This window comes from Sporosarcina contaminans, from assembly GCF_042679045.1.
GTDB classification, from domain to species: domain Bacteria; phylum Bacillota; class Bacilli; order Bacillales_A; family Planococcaceae; genus Sporosarcina; species Sporosarcina contaminans.
In genome coordinates this window covers 115,239-131,071 of the sequence record NZ_JBHTLT010000020.1, presented here as the reverse complement: position 1 = coordinate 131,071, position 15,833 = coordinate 115,239, and the positions used below count along the sequence as shown (strand labels likewise).

General features: G+C 41.0%; 19 protein-coding genes and 1 pseudogene. 18 read left to right on the top strand and 2 right to left on the bottom strand.

Annotated elements, in window-relative coordinates; all coding sequences use genetic code 11:
• Nucleotides 1-53 precede the first annotated feature (53 nt).
• Nucleotides 54-389 (top strand): annotated as a pseudogene (locus ACFQ38_RS04695) (transposase); the annotation flags it as partial.
• Between the two features lie 229 nt (nt 390-618).
• On the opposite strand, the gene ACFQ38_RS04690 reads toward ACFQ38_RS04695, so the two are convergent.
• The gene (locus ACFQ38_RS04690; protein ID WP_381479908.1) at nt 619-984 is read right to left on the bottom strand and encodes a rhodanese-like domain-containing protein; all 366 of its coding nucleotides are present in this window, start codon (nt 982-984) and stop codon (nt 619-621) included.
• Nucleotides 985-1,274: 290 nt separating this feature from the next.
• Between ACFQ38_RS04690 and ACFQ38_RS04685 the strand changes: the two genes are divergently transcribed.
• From ACFQ38_RS04685 to ACFQ38_RS04675, 3 genes are all read left to right on the top strand, one after another.
• Nucleotides 1,275-2,111, top strand: a complete 837-nt coding sequence (locus tag ACFQ38_RS04685; protein WP_336823182.1) for a lipoate--protein ligase family protein — start codon at nt 1,275-1,277, stop codon at nt 2,109-2,111.
• A gap of 181 nt (nt 2,112-2,292) precedes the next feature.
• Nucleotides 2,293-4,860 (top strand): vitamin B12-dependent ribonucleotide reductase, encoded by a 2,568-nt coding sequence (locus tag ACFQ38_RS04680; protein ID WP_381479902.1) that lies wholly within the window; start codon nt 2,293-2,295, stop codon nt 4,858-4,860.
• Between the two features lie 128 nt (nt 4,861-4,988).
• A complete protein-coding gene (locus tag ACFQ38_RS04675) occupies nt 4,989-6,029 on the top strand; it encodes a serine hydrolase domain-containing protein (RefSeq protein WP_336823184.1) in 1,041 nt (346 codons plus the stop codon).
• A gap of 129 nt (nt 6,030-6,158) precedes the next feature.
• On the opposite strand, the gene ACFQ38_RS04670 is transcribed toward ACFQ38_RS04675, so the two are convergent.
• Complete coding sequence (locus ACFQ38_RS04670) at nt 6,159-7,142, bottom strand: DUF1385 domain-containing protein (RefSeq protein ID WP_336823185.1); 984 nt, start codon at nt 7,140-7,142, stop codon at nt 6,159-6,161.
• Between the two features lie 193 nt (nt 7,143-7,335).
• On the opposite strand from ACFQ38_RS04670, the gene ACFQ38_RS04665 reads away from it, so the two are divergent.
• The 14 genes from ACFQ38_RS04665 to nusB all read left to right on the top strand — a co-directional run bounded on the left by ACFQ38_RS04665 (nt 7,336) and on the right by nusB (nt 15,819).
• Nucleotides 7,336-7,761 (top strand): hypothetical protein, encoded by a 426-nt coding sequence (locus ACFQ38_RS04665; protein WP_336823186.1) that lies wholly within the window; start codon nt 7,336-7,338, stop codon nt 7,759-7,761.
• A gap of 62 nt (nt 7,762-7,823) precedes the next feature.
• Nucleotides 7,824-8,270, top strand: a complete 447-nt coding sequence (gene aroQ / locus ACFQ38_RS04660) for a type II 3-dehydroquinate dehydratase (RefSeq protein ID WP_381479906.1) — start codon at nt 7,824-7,826, stop codon at nt 8,268-8,270.
• A complete protein-coding gene (locus tag ACFQ38_RS04655) occupies nt 8,267-9,325 on the top strand; it encodes a M24 family metallopeptidase (RefSeq protein ID WP_381479901.1) in 1,059 nt (352 codons plus the stop codon). The genes aroQ and ACFQ38_RS04655 overlap by 4 nt, the downstream gene beginning before the upstream one ends.
• Nucleotides 9,326-9,346: 21 nt before the next feature.
• Nucleotides 9,347-9,904 carry an elongation factor P gene (gene efp, locus ACFQ38_RS04650; RefSeq protein ID WP_336823189.1) on the top strand — a complete coding sequence of 186 codons (558 nt, stop codon included), beginning with the start codon at nt 9,347-9,349 and terminating at the stop codon, nt 9,902-9,904.
• A gap of 254 nt (nt 9,905-10,158) precedes the next feature.
• Nucleotides 10,159-10,368 carry a SpoIIIAC/SpoIIIAD family protein gene (locus ACFQ38_RS04645; protein ID WP_336823190.1) on the top strand — a complete coding sequence of 70 codons (210 nt, stop codon included), beginning with the start codon at nt 10,159-10,161 and terminating at the stop codon, nt 10,366-10,368.
• Nucleotides 10,347-10,745 (top strand): SpoIIIAC/SpoIIIAD family protein, encoded by a 399-nt coding sequence (locus ACFQ38_RS04640; protein ID WP_336823191.1) that lies wholly within the window; start codon nt 10,347-10,349, stop codon nt 10,743-10,745. The genes ACFQ38_RS04645 and ACFQ38_RS04640 overlap by 22 nt, the downstream gene beginning before the upstream one ends.
• A gap of 15 nt (nt 10,746-10,760) precedes the next feature.
• Nucleotides 10,761-11,660, top strand: coding sequence for a stage III sporulation protein AE (locus ACFQ38_RS04635; RefSeq protein WP_336823192.1), 900 nt, complete (start codon nt 10,761-10,763; stop codon nt 11,658-11,660).
• A gap of 9 nt (nt 11,661-11,669) precedes the next feature.
• Nucleotides 11,670-11,837, top strand: a complete 168-nt coding sequence (locus tag ACFQ38_RS04630) for a hypothetical protein (RefSeq protein WP_381479900.1) — start codon at nt 11,670-11,672, stop codon at nt 11,835-11,837.
• Between the two features lie 62 nt (nt 11,838-11,899).
• Nucleotides 11,900-12,322, top strand: a complete 423-nt coding sequence (locus ACFQ38_RS04625; RefSeq protein ID WP_336823194.1) for a hypothetical protein — start codon at nt 11,900-11,902, stop codon at nt 12,320-12,322.
• Nucleotides 12,309-12,854 carry a SpoIIIAH-like family protein gene (locus tag ACFQ38_RS04620; protein WP_336823195.1) on the top strand — a complete coding sequence of 182 codons (546 nt, stop codon included), beginning with the start codon at nt 12,309-12,311 and terminating at the stop codon, nt 12,852-12,854. The genes ACFQ38_RS04625 and ACFQ38_RS04620 overlap by 14 nt, the downstream gene beginning before the upstream one ends.
• Nucleotides 12,855-13,012: 158 nt before the next feature.
• Nucleotides 13,013-13,540, top strand: coding sequence for an acetyl-CoA carboxylase biotin carboxyl carrier protein (gene accB, locus ACFQ38_RS04615; protein WP_336823196.1), 528 nt, complete (start codon nt 13,013-13,015; stop codon nt 13,538-13,540).
• Between the two features lie 13 nt (nt 13,541-13,553).
• Nucleotides 13,554-14,900, top strand: coding sequence for an acetyl-CoA carboxylase biotin carboxylase subunit (gene accC / locus ACFQ38_RS04610; protein ID WP_336823197.1), 1,347 nt, complete (start codon nt 13,554-13,556; stop codon nt 14,898-14,900).
• A 74-nt stretch (nt 14,901-14,974) separates the two neighbouring features.
• Nucleotides 14,975-15,343 (top strand): Asp23/Gls24 family envelope stress response protein, encoded by a 369-nt coding sequence (locus ACFQ38_RS04605; RefSeq protein WP_336823261.1) that lies wholly within the window; start codon nt 14,975-14,977, stop codon nt 15,341-15,343.
• 95 nt (nt 15,344-15,438) lie between these two features.
• A complete protein-coding gene (gene nusB / locus ACFQ38_RS04600; protein ID WP_336823198.1) occupies nt 15,439-15,819 on the top strand; it encodes a transcription antitermination factor NusB in 381 nt (126 codons plus the stop codon).
• The last annotated feature ends 14 nt before the right edge of the window (nt 15,820-15,833 follow it).

Genomic DNA, 15,833 nt, shown 5'->3' with positions numbered 1-15,833 from the left:
AACAGACTCGCAAATACAAGAATGACATTCGAAACGCAAAGAACTGGACATACTTGGAACAAGACGATCTATTCATCTGCCCGAATGGACGGAAAGTCACTTTTAGGAAATACCAAAACAAGAAGAACGCTTCAGGATACGAGCAAAGTTACAAAATTTATGAATGCGAGGACTGTTCGGATTGCCCATTGAAAAAATTATGTACGAAAGCAAAAGGCAATCGACAAGTCCATTGGAACACGGTATTTGAAGAAATGTAAGCGAAAGCAAAGGAAGCCCTTGAATGTGAAGAGAACACAGGAATCTACGCTCAACGTAAAATTGAGGTAGAAAGCGTGTTCGGTCACATCAAGGGCAATCGGTCGTTCCGCAAATTCTCACTGCGGGGCATCGAAAAGGTGCATACGGAATTCGGAATTGTGGCATTGGCCCACAATCTACTGAAAGTGGCCGGCATCCGCGAGCTACTTTCAGTATTGAATGAGAAAAATACAAGAACAGGTGGCGAAAAACGATTCGTTTTTCGCCACCTGTTCTATTTTAGGGACTTATTGGACAGCCTCTTTTTAGTAGAGTGCCTTGTTTTTCAGTGTCCTCAATTTTATAGAGGCCTTTTTTTCATTTGCTTTTTACTTTGCCTGTCCATGTACGGAAGCCGCCTTGCAACTGGAATAGCTGTGAATAATTGCGTTTCTTTAAGTATAGAGCTGCACGCGAACTTTTACCGCCATTTTGGTCATACAAGTATACAGGTTTATCAGGTCGGATCTCTTTGTAACGTTGGCGGAATTGCGAATAAGGAATATTTCTTGCGCCTAAAATATGGCCAGATTCAAATTCTTTCGGTTCTCGAACGTCAATGAGCTGCGCCTTACGATACCCTTCAATAAACTGTTCTTGCGTTAAATTTGTTACTGCTTTACGGACGCGCAGCATCGTAATGACGAAGTACAAAATCAATGCGATGAGTGCGACGCCTAAGATAATCAAATTCGGATTCACAACGACTTTCCCCTTTCCATCTTCTTATTCATTATAAAGAATGGAAGAACGTTCTTCAATGAGAATGATGTGTGTTTTCATGCAAAATACTGATTGCTCGTAACTGATAAGTAGGTTTCACATGTTAGGAAAAGAGCAGGGTTTCTTTTTGATACTGATAAGTAGGCAATCAGAATGAAAGAGAAAAAGTCAATACTTATTGCGCGTTTGGAATTATGGTACTATGAAAACTATGTTATTCTTTATCGGCTGTTATGGAAGGGGGAATCGTAATGACGAAAAGGATTTGGCACTTTATTAATTCGGGAAAACGTTCGCCTTCATACAATATGGCGCTTGATGAAGCGCTATTGGATTGGCATAGTAAAGGTGAAATAGGCCCTGTTCTAAGATTTTATGAATGGGAGCCAGCTACGCTATCGATCGGTTATTTCCAAAGTGTTGACAAAGAGATTGATATGTCATCCGTGAAAGAACATGGTTTAGGATTCGTGCGGCGACCAACGGGAGGAAGAGGAGTGTTGCACGAGGATGAACTGACTTATAGTGTCATAGTCTCCGAAGCATATCCTGATATGCCGGAAACGGTGACAGAAGCCTACCGAGTCATTTCAGGGGGATTGCTGAAAGGCTTTCAAAACTTAGGGCTACAAGCAGAATTTTCAGTGCCGGCTTCCAAAGAGCAAGCTGATCGATTAAAAAAACCTAAAAGTGCTGTTTGTTTTGATGCACCAAGCTGGTATGAACTTGTCGTTGAAGGGAAAAAAGTAGCTGGCAGTGCACAGACACGTCAAAAAGGTGTCATCTTGCAGCACGGCGCTATTTTATTAAGCTTGGATGAAGACAAATTGATATCTTTATTCAAGTTTGATTCTGCAGAAGCCCGAGAACGAATGAGAATGAACTTGCCCCAAAAAGCTGTAGCAATCGATCGACTTGTTGAGCGTGAAGTTTCGATAGAAGAGTGTATTTCGGCATTCTCGAAAGGTTTCGAACAGGCGTTGGAGATCGAGCTTTCTCCAATGGAATTGACAGCAGAGCAAGAGGCAATTGTTAAAGAAATTGAAGAAAGTAAATATGCAAATAAAGACTGGACATTTAAAAAATAAAGGTTAGCACTTTCGATCTATTTTTTCATGCGAAATCGGATAATCGCGGCATTCGTCAAAATCTGTAAAAACGGATACAGTTGAATGAAGTTTCAATATGTAGTAGATTAGGTAATGTACATAATACAACATGTTGTGTTTGGTAAGAATTTATCTTGAAATAAATAAGGAGGATGCGAGAATGGTTATTGTTTCAAACGAGCAAACACCATCATTGGACAAGCAGCAATTGAATGCGGATATAAAGGAGTTTCCGCAAGTGCATCCCATCACAGATGACATGAAGATTACACATAGCGGAGTGTCCCGTCTCGTGATGATTGATCGATATTCATTTAAGGACACTGAAAAGAAGACGCTAAAAGTAGGCGATTTTGTCGTCTTAACCGTAAAAGAAGATCCGAAATTTCCAGCGAGGGGATTAGGATACGTTAAAGCAATCGATAAAGCGAGTGGCAAAGCGGACATTTGGATTGAAGAAGCATACCGTTCTTCAATCGATGATCCGGAAGAGCAAGAAAAGGGTGTTGTCAGAAGATCATTAGACGTCATTGAGAAGCCGTTAGAAGTGTTTTATGAGCAAATCGCAAAGCGGAATGCTACTGGTTTAGCTGCCGCTGAAAAGACGGAAGAAAAACGGCAAGAATCGTTCGAGCGTTTTTATGAGCAATTGGCAAAATTGAATTTCATTCCGGCAGGTCGTGTCCTTTATGGCGCAGGTTCGGAAACTGAAGTGACGTTCTTCAATTGCTATGTGATGCCATTCGTTCCCGATTCTCGTGAAGGCATTTCCGATCACCGCAAACAAGTGATGGAAATTATGAGCCGTGGAGGCGGTGTCGGAACGAACGGTTCAACATTGAGACCGCGGAACACACTTGCGCGTGGTGTAAATGGAAAGTCATCGGGGTCAGTATCATGGCTTGACGATATTGCTAAGCTGACACACCTTGTGGAACAAGGGGGCAGCCGCCGCGGAGCACAAATGATCATGTTAGCTGATTGGCATCCTGATATTTGCGAATTTATCATCTCGAAAATGCAAAATCCGAGAATTCTTCGCTATCTTCTTGAAAATACGGATGAAGAGCTTATCCAAAAACTTGCCAACGAAAAACTTAAGTTTACGCCGCTTACTGCGCAAGAAGAAGCGATGTATCAAGGGATTTTGAATTACAGATCAATCCCTGGCATGGGCGGTTTCAACGAAGCAATTTTGCGAGATGCGGAAATGAAATTGCGAGATGGCGGAACGTATTCTGTCCATAATCCGGAATTCTTAACAGGTGCGAATATTTCCGTAACATTGACGGATGAATTCATGAAAGCTGTTGAAGAAGATGGTGATTATGAACTGCGTTTTCCAGCAGTTGAAAAGTATACACCTGAAGAAATGGCTTTTTATAACGAAGAGTGGCATAACGTTGGAGATGTTCGTGAATGGGAAAAGATGGGCTATGAAGTCCGTGTTTACCGAAAAATAAAAGCGCGCGCTTTATGGGATCTTATTAATATTTGCGCTACTTATTCAGCTGAACCAGGTATTTTCTTTATTGACAATGCAAACAATGAAACGAATGCGAAAGCATATGGCCAAAAGGTTGTTGCAACAAATCCTTGCGGCGAACAGCCATTAGCGCCTTATTCAGTATGTAACTTGGCGGCAGTGAATCTTGCGGAGTTCGCAAACAAAGAGATGAAAACGGTCAATTACGAAAAGCTGAAAGAAACGGTTCGCGTAGGGGTAAGAATGCAAGACAATGTTATCGATTCGACACCGTACTTCCTTGAGGAAAATAAAGTACAGGCACTTGGTGAAAGACGGATCGGTTTAGGCGTCATGGGCCTTGCGGATTTACTCATTTATTGTGAGAAGGAATATGGCTCCAAAGAAGGCAATGAGCTCGTTGATAAAGTGTTCGAAACGATAGCAACAACTGCCTATCGGGAATCAATCGAACTAGCAAAAGAAAAAGGTAGCTTCCCATTCTTGATTGGTAAAACGGATGAGGAAACCGCTGCTTTAAGACAAGCATTCATTAACACTGGCTATATGAAGCGGATGCCTGAAGATATCCGCACTGCCATTTTGGAACACGGTATTCGCAACTCTCACCTACTTACAGTGGCGCCGACTGGCTCGACTGGTACGATGGTTGGAGTCAGCACTGGACTTGAACCGTATTTTTCATTCACCTATTATCGAAGCGGACGTCTTGGTAAATTCATTGAAGTGAAAGCCGGTATTGTAGAGGAGTACTTGGAAAGTAATCCTCAAGCTGATCCAGATCAATTGCCGGATTGGTTCGTCTCTTCTATGAGTTTATCTCCAGAAGCCCATGCAGACGTACAATGTATTATTCAGCGATGGATTGACAGCTCCATTTCGAAAACCGTAAATGCTCCGCGTGGCTATTCAGTAAAACAGGTCGAAAGCGTCTATGAGCGTTTATATAAAGGTGGAGCGAAAGGCGGAACTGTCTATGTTGACGGCAGCCGTGACTCCCAAGTCCTTACACTGAAAGCTGAAGAGAATACGATGGAGCCTGAAACAGAGATGACGGAAGAGTTCATCGAACAACGGAAAGTCGTCTTAATTGATACAATTCAAGATCTCCGTTCAACAAACGTAACGATCGGATCTGAAGTCGGCAACACTTGCCCCGTTTGTAGGCAGGGTACTGTGAAAGAAATCGGTGGGTGCAATACTTGTACAAATTGTAATGCTCAACTGAAATGCGGATTATAAGAATAAAACATACAGCACCTTGAAGGTTGCTCAAACGGTATCCAAACTGAAGTAATTTCTAGTTTGGATACCGTTTTTTATTATGATAAATTAAGAATAAAAAGAAATTATGAAGGGGAAGAAATGGGATGATGGGAATTAGGAAAGGTGACATTTTTCAAGAACTCAATTCATATACAGAAAAAATAAAACAAGAAAAGTCTTCCTCTGGAGCTGCTCTACTCATTATGAAAGACGATAAAATTGTTCATGAATGGTATTCTGGCTATCATCATTTTGGGAATGAAGCGAGGAAAATTGATAGTTTATCACGATTTAATGTTTATTCTGTTCGTGTAACTTATATCAGTTTAGCGATCTCCATCGCCGCTCAAGAAGGATATTTAAGTTTAGATGATAAAATATGCGATTATTTGCTTGAATATGATCAAGATCTTCTTGGTGAGACGACAATAAGACATTTATTGTCCCGTTCTTCGGGGTTGAAATTTGCCAATAAAGAGGTGCGTCGACTATTTGAGTTAGGAACAAATATCGAGGGGAAGGGGAAAAATCCAGACATAATTGCAAAAATTTTATACAAAGCTACTGGCAAAAGTGTAAGTGAATTGCTTACCGAAAGAGTATTCAAGCCACTAAATTGGACGAGTACTAGTTGGGTCACAGAAGGAGACAATCGATTAGTATGTGATATTCATTCGCCCGATCATCACGCTACATTACGAATTGGTTCAAATAGAGGGGATGAAAGAAATTTATATGTAAATGCAAGGGAATTGGCATTTTGGGGTAATTTGCACCTAAATAAAGGAAAAGTTCGCGGAAAGCAAGTGCTTCCGGGAAAAGTTTTTGATCGTGTGACATCGATACAAAGCCCGGTTGCTTGGCCGAATGATCTACCGAAATTCGGTTCGTTCTGGTGGGTTAAAGACGGTGAGGTACGTTATCCATATAATGAGTTGGGGGCTCATATTCCGAAAGGATCTTATCAAATTTTAGGGGCGTCTGGATGTTCTTGTTTAGTCATACCGCAATACAATGCAGTCGCTGTTAGAATGTACAATCGTTTGTATACAAATGATCTTTCTACTTTTAATTATATTGATGATATCCATAAATTTGGCAGTTTAATTGTTTCAAGTTTAAATAAGCTTGCTGCAAGCGATTAAAATAATAAAAGATTTATTGATGCATTGCGTAAGCAAGTACGGCTTCGTATCGTCGAACGTTCTAAGGCAAGCGTTCGAAAAAGAAAACGCTCGGAAAAGTATTCACCCGAGCGTTTTCATCATGGCTTATTAATTCACTGATACAGTTGTTTGAGTGGCTGCGTTATCTGCAGCTTTCAAAATTTCAACGTTTTCAATACCTACCTCTTCAATTTCAAGCAGTTTATTGAAGGAGGCGATTGCCACTTCGACTTGCTTGTCTTCGGGCTCTTTTGTCGTCAATAACTGTAGCCATAATCCAGGATAGCCTAAATACTTTAATACCGGAATATTGCGTAAGCTATTTGTAAATTGAAGAACTTCAAAAGACACACCGATCACAACTGGGATGAGCAAGATACGATTCACAATTCGAAGCCAGAATGGGTCAGCAGGTACTAAGAAATAAATGAACATACCTACAATAACAGTAAACAGGAGGAAACTGCTTCCACAACGGTAATGTAATCTTGATTGCGCCTGAACGTTTTCGACAGTTAAGGGCAAGCCATTTTCATAAGCGTTGATCACTTTATGCTCTGCTCCATGATATTTAAAAACACGTTTAATGAGCGGTGTCATAGATATTAACGAAATGTAGGAGAGCAACAAGAGTAACTTGAAGAAGCTTTCCAACAGAATTTGGGCTGTTTTGCCAGGTGCCATAAATTCCAATGCTTGTGCTAAAAAGACGGGCACTAATGTAAAAGCGAACTTACCGAATAGGAATGATAGCACTCCAACTGCTGCAACGCCAATAATCATTGAAAGTTTTGAAGGTTCCTCAGAGACTTGCTCTTCTTCCTCGCCTGGCATGATATCATATCTTTCGCTGGCGAACGTCAAATGCTTTGAGCCAATTCCAGCGGATTCAATTAATGCTACAACCCCTCGTACGAAAGGTATTTTTTTTAACTTGGAAGTGACAGGTTTATGTTCTTTAGGTACATAATAATAATCAAGGGAATCATCTTTTCTTCTAATGGCCGTCACAGTATGATTACGGCTGCCGAACATGACGCCTTCAATTAACGCTTGCCCTCCATAAGCAGGTGGCTGCTGTTTTTTACTCATCCATCAATCAACACCTTCGCTAGTTTAATAAAAAATATTTTATTATAAGATCGCCTGTCAAAAAATTGCAGTCTTGCAAAACGATCTTGTCGTTTCTTTATCCATCTATTGTACAAAAAAAACAGGCATTCCTCCACCCATTAGGTTTAAAAAAACATGAATTTCCCGACACTTTCAGCAGGAGGGATATATATTGAATAAAACAATGTTTTTAACAGCTTTATTTGCAGCTATTTTCACAACAATCTCCTTAAAGTTCTTGCACTTTTTCAATTTTATACATTGGTCCCCTATTGGATGGTTGAAATTTTGGACTGGAAAAGGGTGGATGAATGAGTATGGAAAATGGGCATTATTATTTCTCGTACTCTTCGTTGTATGTTTTGTTTTTTATGCGATTTCAAAATGGACTACAGCAATACCGCCAATGGTGACTGCAATTGCAATTAGCCTTATTATTACAGCGGCGGTTGACTGGACAATTGGAATGCCACATACTTTGAAAGAAGGAATTAAAGCATTTTCAATCCCCTTTTTTTCAATTAATGCGATCGTCAGTCTTTTTATAATCGGAACAGCCGTTTATATGAAGAAACTTTCTGCAGATCAACAGAAATAGGTTGCGGCAACGGTACTATATGATAAAATGGGAAAGAAAATGGTGAGGGGAATGGTGTGGTGGTGAAATTGCTTGTTCTGAATGGACCAAATTTGAATCGGCTTGGAAAAAGGGAAGTAGGAATCTATGGAGTAGAAACATTGGCGGATGTTGAGCAGCATCTAATAGACATCGCATCTGAACGGCTTGTTGATCTCGCGTTTTTTCAATCAAATATCGAAGGTGAATTGATTGATAAAATTCATGAAGCAGCCGATGAGAAGTTCGATGGCATTATCTTCAACCCGGGGGCGTTTACACATTACAGCATTGCATTGCGAGACGCCGTCGCTGCAGTGGATGTGCCCGTTATCGAAGTCCATATTTCAAATATACATAGTCGTGAACCGTTCAGACAAACATCCGTTATCGCGCCGGTTTGCATTGGACAAATGTCCGGCTTCGGCACTGGTGGATATGAACTTGCACTCCAAGCTTTCCTTCTCAGAAGAAATGGGGTAAAGCTATGAAACTGACAAAATTACGTGAAGCGTTAAAAGAGTTAGGGCTTGATGCATTATTAGTGACAAATCCTTATAATCGCCGATATATTACAGGTTTCACAGGTAGCTCCGGCGTTGCAATCATTTCTGAAAATGATGCAGTTTTCATTACAGATTTTCGCTATACTGAGCAGGCAGCAGACCAAGTGAAAGGTTTCAAAATCGTTCAACATGAAAAGACGATCATCGAGGAAGTTGCCAAACAAGTGGAGGCCATGAAAATCAGCACACTTGGCTTTGAGAAAGATCATGTTTCCTACGGCTTGTATGAAATGTACAAGGAAAAAGTGTCAGCAGAATTGAAAGCGGTAGCTGGCATTATTGAAAAGATTCGTCTCATTAAGACACCGGAAGAAATTGAAGTGTTAAAGCACGCTGCGAAAATTGCAGATGATGCGTTTACACATATTTGCACGTTTATTAAACCGGGTGTGACAGAGCTCGAAGTTTCAAATGAACTGGAAATGTATATGCGTAAATTGGGAGCGACTTCATCTTCCTTTGACATTATCGTCGCTTCGGGAGAGCGGGGCGCTTTGCCGCATGGCGTTGCCTCCGATAAAGTAATCCAATCTGGCGAACTTGTGACACTCGACTATGGAGCGCTTTACAATGGTTATATTTCGGATATTACACGAACGGTTGCAGTAGGTGAGCCTTCTGAAAAGTTAAAAGAAATATACGAAGTGACCAGAGCTGCCCAACAATTGGCTTTAGAACAGATCAAACCGGGTATGACTGGTATAGAGGCAGATGCAATTGCTCGTGACTATATTAAGTCAAAGGGCTACGATGAAGCGTTTGGGCATTCAACTGGTCATGGGATCGGTCTTGAAGTTCATGAAGGACCTGCTTTGTCATTCCGTTCAGAAACTGTATTGGAACCGAATATGGCCGTTACGGTTGAACCAGGCATTTACTTACCCGGCATTGGCGGTGTCCGTATCGAAGACGACATCCTAATTACGGAAGATGGCAACGCAAGACTCACCCATTCACCAAAAGAATTAATTATCCTATAAGGATTAAACGGAGGAAACAGCATGATTTCAGTAAACGATTTTAAAACAGGTCTTACGATTGAATTTGAAGGCGATATTTGGCGTGTCATTGATTTCCAACACGTTAAACCAGGGAAAGGAGCGGCGTTCGTCCGTTCCAAACTGCGTAATCTTCGCACGGGAAATGTAAATGAAAAAACGTTCCGTGCGGGCGAGAAAGTCGAAAAAGCGCAAATCGACAACCGCCGCATGCAATACTTGTATGCTAATGGCGATGATCATGTATTCATGGACAATGAAACATACGAGCAAATCGAATTACCTTCAACTCAAATTGAAGAGGAATTAAAATATTTGAAAGAAAATATGGAAGTACACATCATTTCTTTCAAGTCCGAAGTATTAGGTGTAGAGCTTCCTGCGACAGTCGTCTTGGAAGTTGCTGAAACAGAGCCAGGTATTAAAGGAGATACTGCGAGTGGCGGTTCAAAACCAGCTAAAATGGAAACTGGGCTTGTCGTTCAAGTGCCATTCTTTGTTAATGTAGGCGATAAACTGATCATTAATACTGAAGAAGGCGAATACGTATCAAGAGCTTAATATGAACATGCTTATGAGCACATTTTGTAGCCCGAATAGGGATTGCAAAGTGTGCTTTTTTTCTATTGGTTGAAACCAGTAGCTTTTGTTCATTCTTTAGCATTACTACAATACTGCTTTCACAATAACCGGGCTTAGTAAACCAATATCTCATGTAGATTCTACATTACGAAATAAACAATTATAAATAAGCCCTGTGTTTGTATATTATTTCGGATAGATACATAGATTGTGACATGGAGGAGGCACCCGAATTGGAATTGAGTGATCTATTGAGAATTGCTGGCATCGGGTTAGTAATTGGTTTTCTACATGTGTTTTTCGAATCGACGGGGAAAAAGGAGTTTTCGTTTTTTCTTTTCTTTATTGCCTATATTTATATTGCCGCTGAGATGCTCCGCTTCTTAAGGATTTTCTTCACGGAAATTACGGAATTCTTTCAGTGGCTATCTTTGGCGTTCTGATGCTTACACTTTTTCATCTTATTGTCATCTATCTTGTGCTGCTGCTTATCTCCTTTGCGTCGAAAAATTTGCATCCTATGTTATACGCTGCTGTTTTTTTCTTCTTTCTCGCTTATATGACTGTAACAATCGTACTTCCTTTCGGCAAAACCTTCATGCAACTATTTGCGCCTTTTCCAAAGCCGTATCCACAACTACTGATCGGCAGCGTATTTCTATTCTATTTATCAGAAATGATCGCTGGCCACATTGCAGAAGCGGGTTATGGATCAATTGCTGCAGTTGCACGGTTAGCAATTAAAATTGCTATTTTATCGTTATGGTTGCCGCAACTGTCGGAGATGATCGATGCACTTTCAAAACTAATTATTAAATGATCGGATGAGAATCCAATGTTCGACTTTATTGAACCAATTATTAGTACAGTTCTACATAGTTTCCTCATCGTGGTCATTGCCACACTGATGGTGCTGATCATCGATTTTCTCGTTCCTTCATTCAACAAATGGACGAGGCTCATTCTATTTCTGATCGTACTCACAGTCGTCTTGCAGCCAGCAATTGAACAATTGATGGAAATTCGTTCCATTACACAATCGATTGCTGCATTATTTGTTTCCATTTATCCAATATTGACAGCAAGCATCTTAGCAGCGGGCGGAACTTTCAATATGCTGAATTTCCAACCTGCAATGCTGCTATTTGCAAACGGTGCAATCGTACTTTCGGATATCGTTTTAATACCGCTCCTCTCGGCCGCATTGCTTTTTGACATCGTATCGCGATTCCAGCCGGAAATGCCTTTTACAAAATTGGCGGATTTACTTAGGTCCTCTCTATTAGGAGTTGTTTCTGCTATAGTTGCGGCCTATTCCATTTTTATTACGACAGGAGGGACAATCTCCTGGGCATTGTCTGGTGTCACAAGCGAACCCTTAAAGGAATTAATCCGTCAAAACGTTCCATTCATAGGCTCCTTTGTAACAGATAGTTTGGGGGCAATCGGCCGTTATTCATCAGGCGCGAGCGTTTTTATCGGAGGGTGGCTCATTGTAACGATCTGGTCAGTTGCTTTGCTGCCAACACTTAAAACATTGCTGATTGGATTTCTATATCGCTGGACGGCTGCACTGATTGAACCATTCGCAAATGAAGATGTAACTGGCGTGCTTGATGATATCGGGAAAACGCTATTTACATTATGCGCCGTATCATTTTTAGTTGCGTTCGCATTCATTTATACGGCATTGTTTTCCATTATTTTAATTAAATTGATCACTACAGTGAAATGAGGAAAACGCTTGGTTGGATTTTTAACAGGTGTTTTGTTGATTGCAATCTTATCTGTAGTTCTCATGCTATTGTTGCCAGAAGAGATGGAAACGGATATGATGCCGATTTTTAAGTTGACGATGGGAATTTGGATCATTCATTCAATCGCATCGATTTTTGGTCATAGCCTGTTCTAAACAAGCATACTATGCATCATAGATGATAAGGACCATATCCGGCTCGAAGGAATGAAATGATGATGCAAAAACCAAAACGAAAAACTCAATTATTCCTCTTAGGCACTTTTATCGTGCTCTTCATCATTTTCATGAATACGACGCTTGGTTCAATTGGGGGGGAGAAAGGAAAAGGAGTGGAGAGCCGGGAAGCTGCGGCATTGGAAGAAGCATTAATGAAAATTGAAGGGATAGGGGAAGTGCATATTTACTTCCACTATGACCAAGCAGAAGGGGCAAGCCTATCAAACTATTTTACATCATCTTCATCGGCTGCCAAAAAGGAAAATTCGTTGAAAGGCATGTTAGTCGTTGCGGAAGGCGTAGAAAATCCAAAAGTACAAAATGAACTGAAACGAATGCTTTCGGCAGTACTCCAATTGCCTGAACATCGGATTCAAATCCAAAAAATGAAGAACAGGGGGCAACAACTTGAAAGCGAATAAGCGAACTGTTTGGTTTTTAACATTACTTAGTCTCGTAGCTGTTATTTCGATCTTCTATTTGAGAAAGGAAGCACCAATGCAACTCGATGGGATGGCCATTTTTGGGGATAAAAACAAGGAAGAGACAATTTTAAAGGAAACTTCTTCGGATGGAAGTAAAACGACATCGGTATTTGCAGATTCTGTAAGATTCGAAGAAATGCGAATGGAAGCGCGTAATGAACGAAGCCAAATGAGAGATCAATTGACAAATAAAATTTCTTCTCCTGATATAACTGCGGAAGAAAAAAAGGCAGCGTATGAAGAAATGGATGAGCTTATAAAGCGAGAATCTGCAGAGGCATTAATGGAGCTTCATATTAAAGAATTAGGCTATCCGGATGCGTTCGTCCGTAAAGATAATGGAAAAGTTGATGTTACTGTATTATCGGTTGATGAAGGCCATTCTGCCAAAATGGCAGATGAAATCACACAATATATAATGACAAGCTGGGAAGATGCTCGCGAGGTACAAGTTGTATTTATGGAATAAAAACGTAATGAAAGGCCCAAAATGGGTCTTTTTCTCTTTATTAGCAAGTGGAATTGGGATTTTTACGCTGTTTTCCCTGTTATCTATTTCAAAATGCGCGAAAAACGTCTAAAATAGAAGCGAGGGAACTATATCATATTGAGTCAGGAGAATCGTTCATGTTAAAAATCCAAGAAATTAGAGAAATAATTAAACTAATCGATCAATCCTCTATTGAAAAATTTACATTTGAGTCAGAAGGAACAAAAATTAAATTGGAGAAAGCGGACAGCAAAGCTGCGGTTGTAGAAACAGCTAAACAAGCCGCAGCTCCTATCCAAGAACAAGTGCAAGCACCTGTAGCAGAAACTCCGAAACAAGAGGCGCCTACACCTGCTCAAGCTCCAGCGAAAGCGGAAGAAGCTGCACCTGTACAGGATTCTGCGCCTGCCCAAGAGGATGCTTCCTTGCATAAAATTACATCTCCGATGGTCGGAACATTCTACAAGGCTTCTTCCCCGGATGTACCTCCGTATGTACAAAAAGGAGATACAGTGAAACCGGATTCAGTAGTTTGCATCGTAGAGGCGATGAAGCTATTTAATGAAATTGAAGCAGAAGTTTCTGGAGAAATCGTCGAGGTATTAGTGGAAGACGGTCAATTGGTTGAATATGGACAACCTCTCTTCCTCGTGAAACAAAACTGAGGAGGGTGACAAGATGAAAAAAGTATTAGTTGCAAATCGCGGAGAAATTGCGGTGCGCATTATCCGTGCATGTAAGGAAGAAGGAATTGAAACGGTTGCGGTGTATTCTGAAGCAGACCGTGAAGCGATGCATGTGGAGCTCGCTGACGAAGCATATTGCATTGGTCCGAAACTTTCAAAAGACAGCTATTTGAACTTCTCGAACATTATTAGTATCGCGAAGTTGACAGGCTGTGATGGCATCCATCCTGGATACGGCTTTTTAGCTGAAAATGAAAGCTTTGCAGAATTATGTGAAGAAGTAAATATTGAATTTATCGGTCCGACAGCTGATGCAATTTCGAAGATGGGCACGAAAGATGTTGCGAGAGAAACGATGAAACAAGCCGGCGTTCCAATTGTACCGGGATCAGATGGTATCGTTGCGGATGAGGTGGAAGGCTTGAAAGTTGCGAAGGAAATTGGTTTTCCAGTCATAATTAAAGCGACAGCTGGCGGAGGCGGAAAAGGTATCCGTGTCGCGCGTGACGAAGAAGAGCTTATTAAGGGCATCAAAATTACCCAAAAAGAAGCTGCAGCAGCATTCGGAAATCCTGGGGTATATCTTGAAAAGTACATTGAAGTTTTCCGCCATGTGGAAGTACAAGTATTGGCCGATAAATTCGGCAATACGATTCATCTCGGAGAACGCGACTGTTCCATCCAACGGAGAATGCAAAAATTGGTCGAAGAAGCCCCTTCTCCTGCATTGACGCCAAAATTGCGCAAAGAAATGGGAGAAGCTGCTGTAAAAGCCGCTGAAGCTGTAAATTACAGAGGTGCGGGCACAGTAGAGTTTATATTCGATCATATAAATGAAAAATTTTACTTCATGGAAATGAATACACGTATTCAAGTCGAACATCCTGTTACAGAAATGATTACGGGCATCGATTTGATTAAACAACAGTTGAAAGTTGCCGCAGGGGAGAAATTGGCATATCGCCAAAAGGATATTCAGTTCAACGGTTGGGCGATCGAATGCCGTATAAATGCTGAAAATCCTGCGAAAAACTTCATGCCATCTCCGGGAAAAGTGACGATGTATATGCCTCCTGGCGGATTTGGCGTTCGAGTCGATTCAGCGATGTATACGGGTTATAGCATCCCGCCGTTTTACGATTCCATGGTTGCCAAACTGATCGTACATGCTGATACAAGAGAGGAAGCTGTCGCGCGCATGAAACGGGCGCTTGATGAATTTATTATCGAAGGAGTCGATACGACAGTGCCGTTCCATTTAAGTTTAATGGATCATGAAGTTTTTAAGTCCGGAGAATTTGATACGAAGTTTTTGGAGAAATATCAAGTGATGCACTAAGTATGAAATCGAGAACGTTATGGAAAAGGAGGAGAAGTAGATTGGCCGAAAAGGAAAATCCATCATTTGTCGGTATGGATTCGTCTAAAAACGCCGTCTTGGGTCGTGTCCAATTGGCGCCTGAAGTTCTTGAAGTGATTATCGGCATAGCGACGAACGAAGTGGAAGGCGTTGCCGCTACAAAAGGCAACTTTGCTACTGGCGTCGCTGAAAAGTTTGGTAAAGTGTTTCACGGTAAAGGCGTTAAGACGGATTGGGTCGATGAAGGCCTCGTCATAGATGTTTATTGCGTAGTTCAGTATGGGTTTTCTATCCCTGCTGTCGCAACGGAAATCCAAAAGCAGGTCCGTCACGCCGTCTACCATATGACTTCTCTCGAAACGAAAGAAGTAAATGTCCATATAACAGGGATTGAATTCGATTCGTTGAGTGACACTGAATGATTATAGAAGCATCGTCCATTATTGGATGATGCTTTTCTTATCGTGAATATGCTATGATAAAGCCCGAGAGACACAGTTGTGGAGGAGAAAAACGAATGAAGCGAAGAGAAGCACGCGAAAAGGCGGTTCAAACACTATTTCAGCTTGACCGTACTGAAATGTCAATAGATGAGGCAATTACGTATATTATAGAATCGCCAATAGATCCATTCTATGAAAGATTGGTGAAGGGGACTGTCAACCATAAAGAGGAAATTGACAAGACGCTTGAAGACAAGCTTGAACATTGGTCATTGGAAAGACTTCCGAAAATCGAAAGAACGGTTTTAAGACTAGCAGTATACGAATTGCTATTTGAAGATGAAATTCCGCATAGTGTTGTTTTGAATGAAGCAGTTGAGCTTTGCAAACGATTTGGCGATGAAAAATCTGGACGTTTTGTCAATGGGGTTTTATCCAAATTTGAACAAAAATAAATAAACTATAGGAG

Excerpts from the sequence above, each read along its gene's own strand:
- ACFQ38_RS04635 (WP_336823192.1), top strand. The coding sequence starts at position 10,761 with ATGTTCGACTTTATTGAACCAATTATTAGTACAGTTCTACATAGTTTC.
- ACFQ38_RS04605 (WP_336823261.1), top strand. The coding sequence starts at position 14,975 with ATGGATTCGTCTAAAAACGCCGTCTTGGGTCGTGTCCAATTGGCGCCT.
- ACFQ38_RS04675 (WP_336823184.1), top strand. The coding sequence starts at position 4,989 with ATGATGGGAATTAGGAAAGGTGACATTTTTCAAGAACTCAATTCATAT.
- ACFQ38_RS04685 (WP_336823182.1), top strand. The coding sequence starts at position 1,275 with ATGACGAAAAGGATTTGGCACTTTATTAATTCGGGAAAACGTTCGCCT.
- ACFQ38_RS04625 (WP_336823194.1), top strand. The coding sequence starts at position 11,900 with ATGCAAAAACCAAAACGAAAAACTCAATTATTCCTCTTAGGCACTTTT.
- nusB (WP_336823198.1), top strand. The coding sequence starts at position 15,439 with ATGAAGCGAAGAGAAGCACGCGAAAAGGCGGTTCAAACACTATTTCAG.
- efp (WP_336823189.1), top strand. The coding sequence starts at position 9,347 with ATGATTTCAGTAAACGATTTTAAAACAGGTCTTACGATTGAATTTGAA.
- ACFQ38_RS04680 (WP_381479902.1), top strand. The coding sequence starts at position 2,293 with ATGGTTATTGTTTCAAACGAGCAAACACCATCATTGGACAAGCAGCAA.
- accB (WP_336823196.1), top strand. The coding sequence starts at position 13,013 with ATGTTAAAAATCCAAGAAATTAGAGAAATAATTAAACTAATCGATCAA.
- accC (WP_336823197.1), top strand. The coding sequence starts at position 13,554 with ATGAAAAAAGTATTAGTTGCAAATCGCGGAGAAATTGCGGTGCGCATT.
- ACFQ38_RS04670 (WP_336823185.1), bottom strand. The coding sequence starts at position 7,142 with ATGAGTAAAAAACAGCAGCCACCTGCTTATGGAGGGCAAGCGTTAATT.
- ACFQ38_RS04655 (WP_381479901.1), top strand. The coding sequence starts at position 8,267 with ATGAAACTGACAAAATTACGTGAAGCGTTAAAAGAGTTAGGGCTTGAT.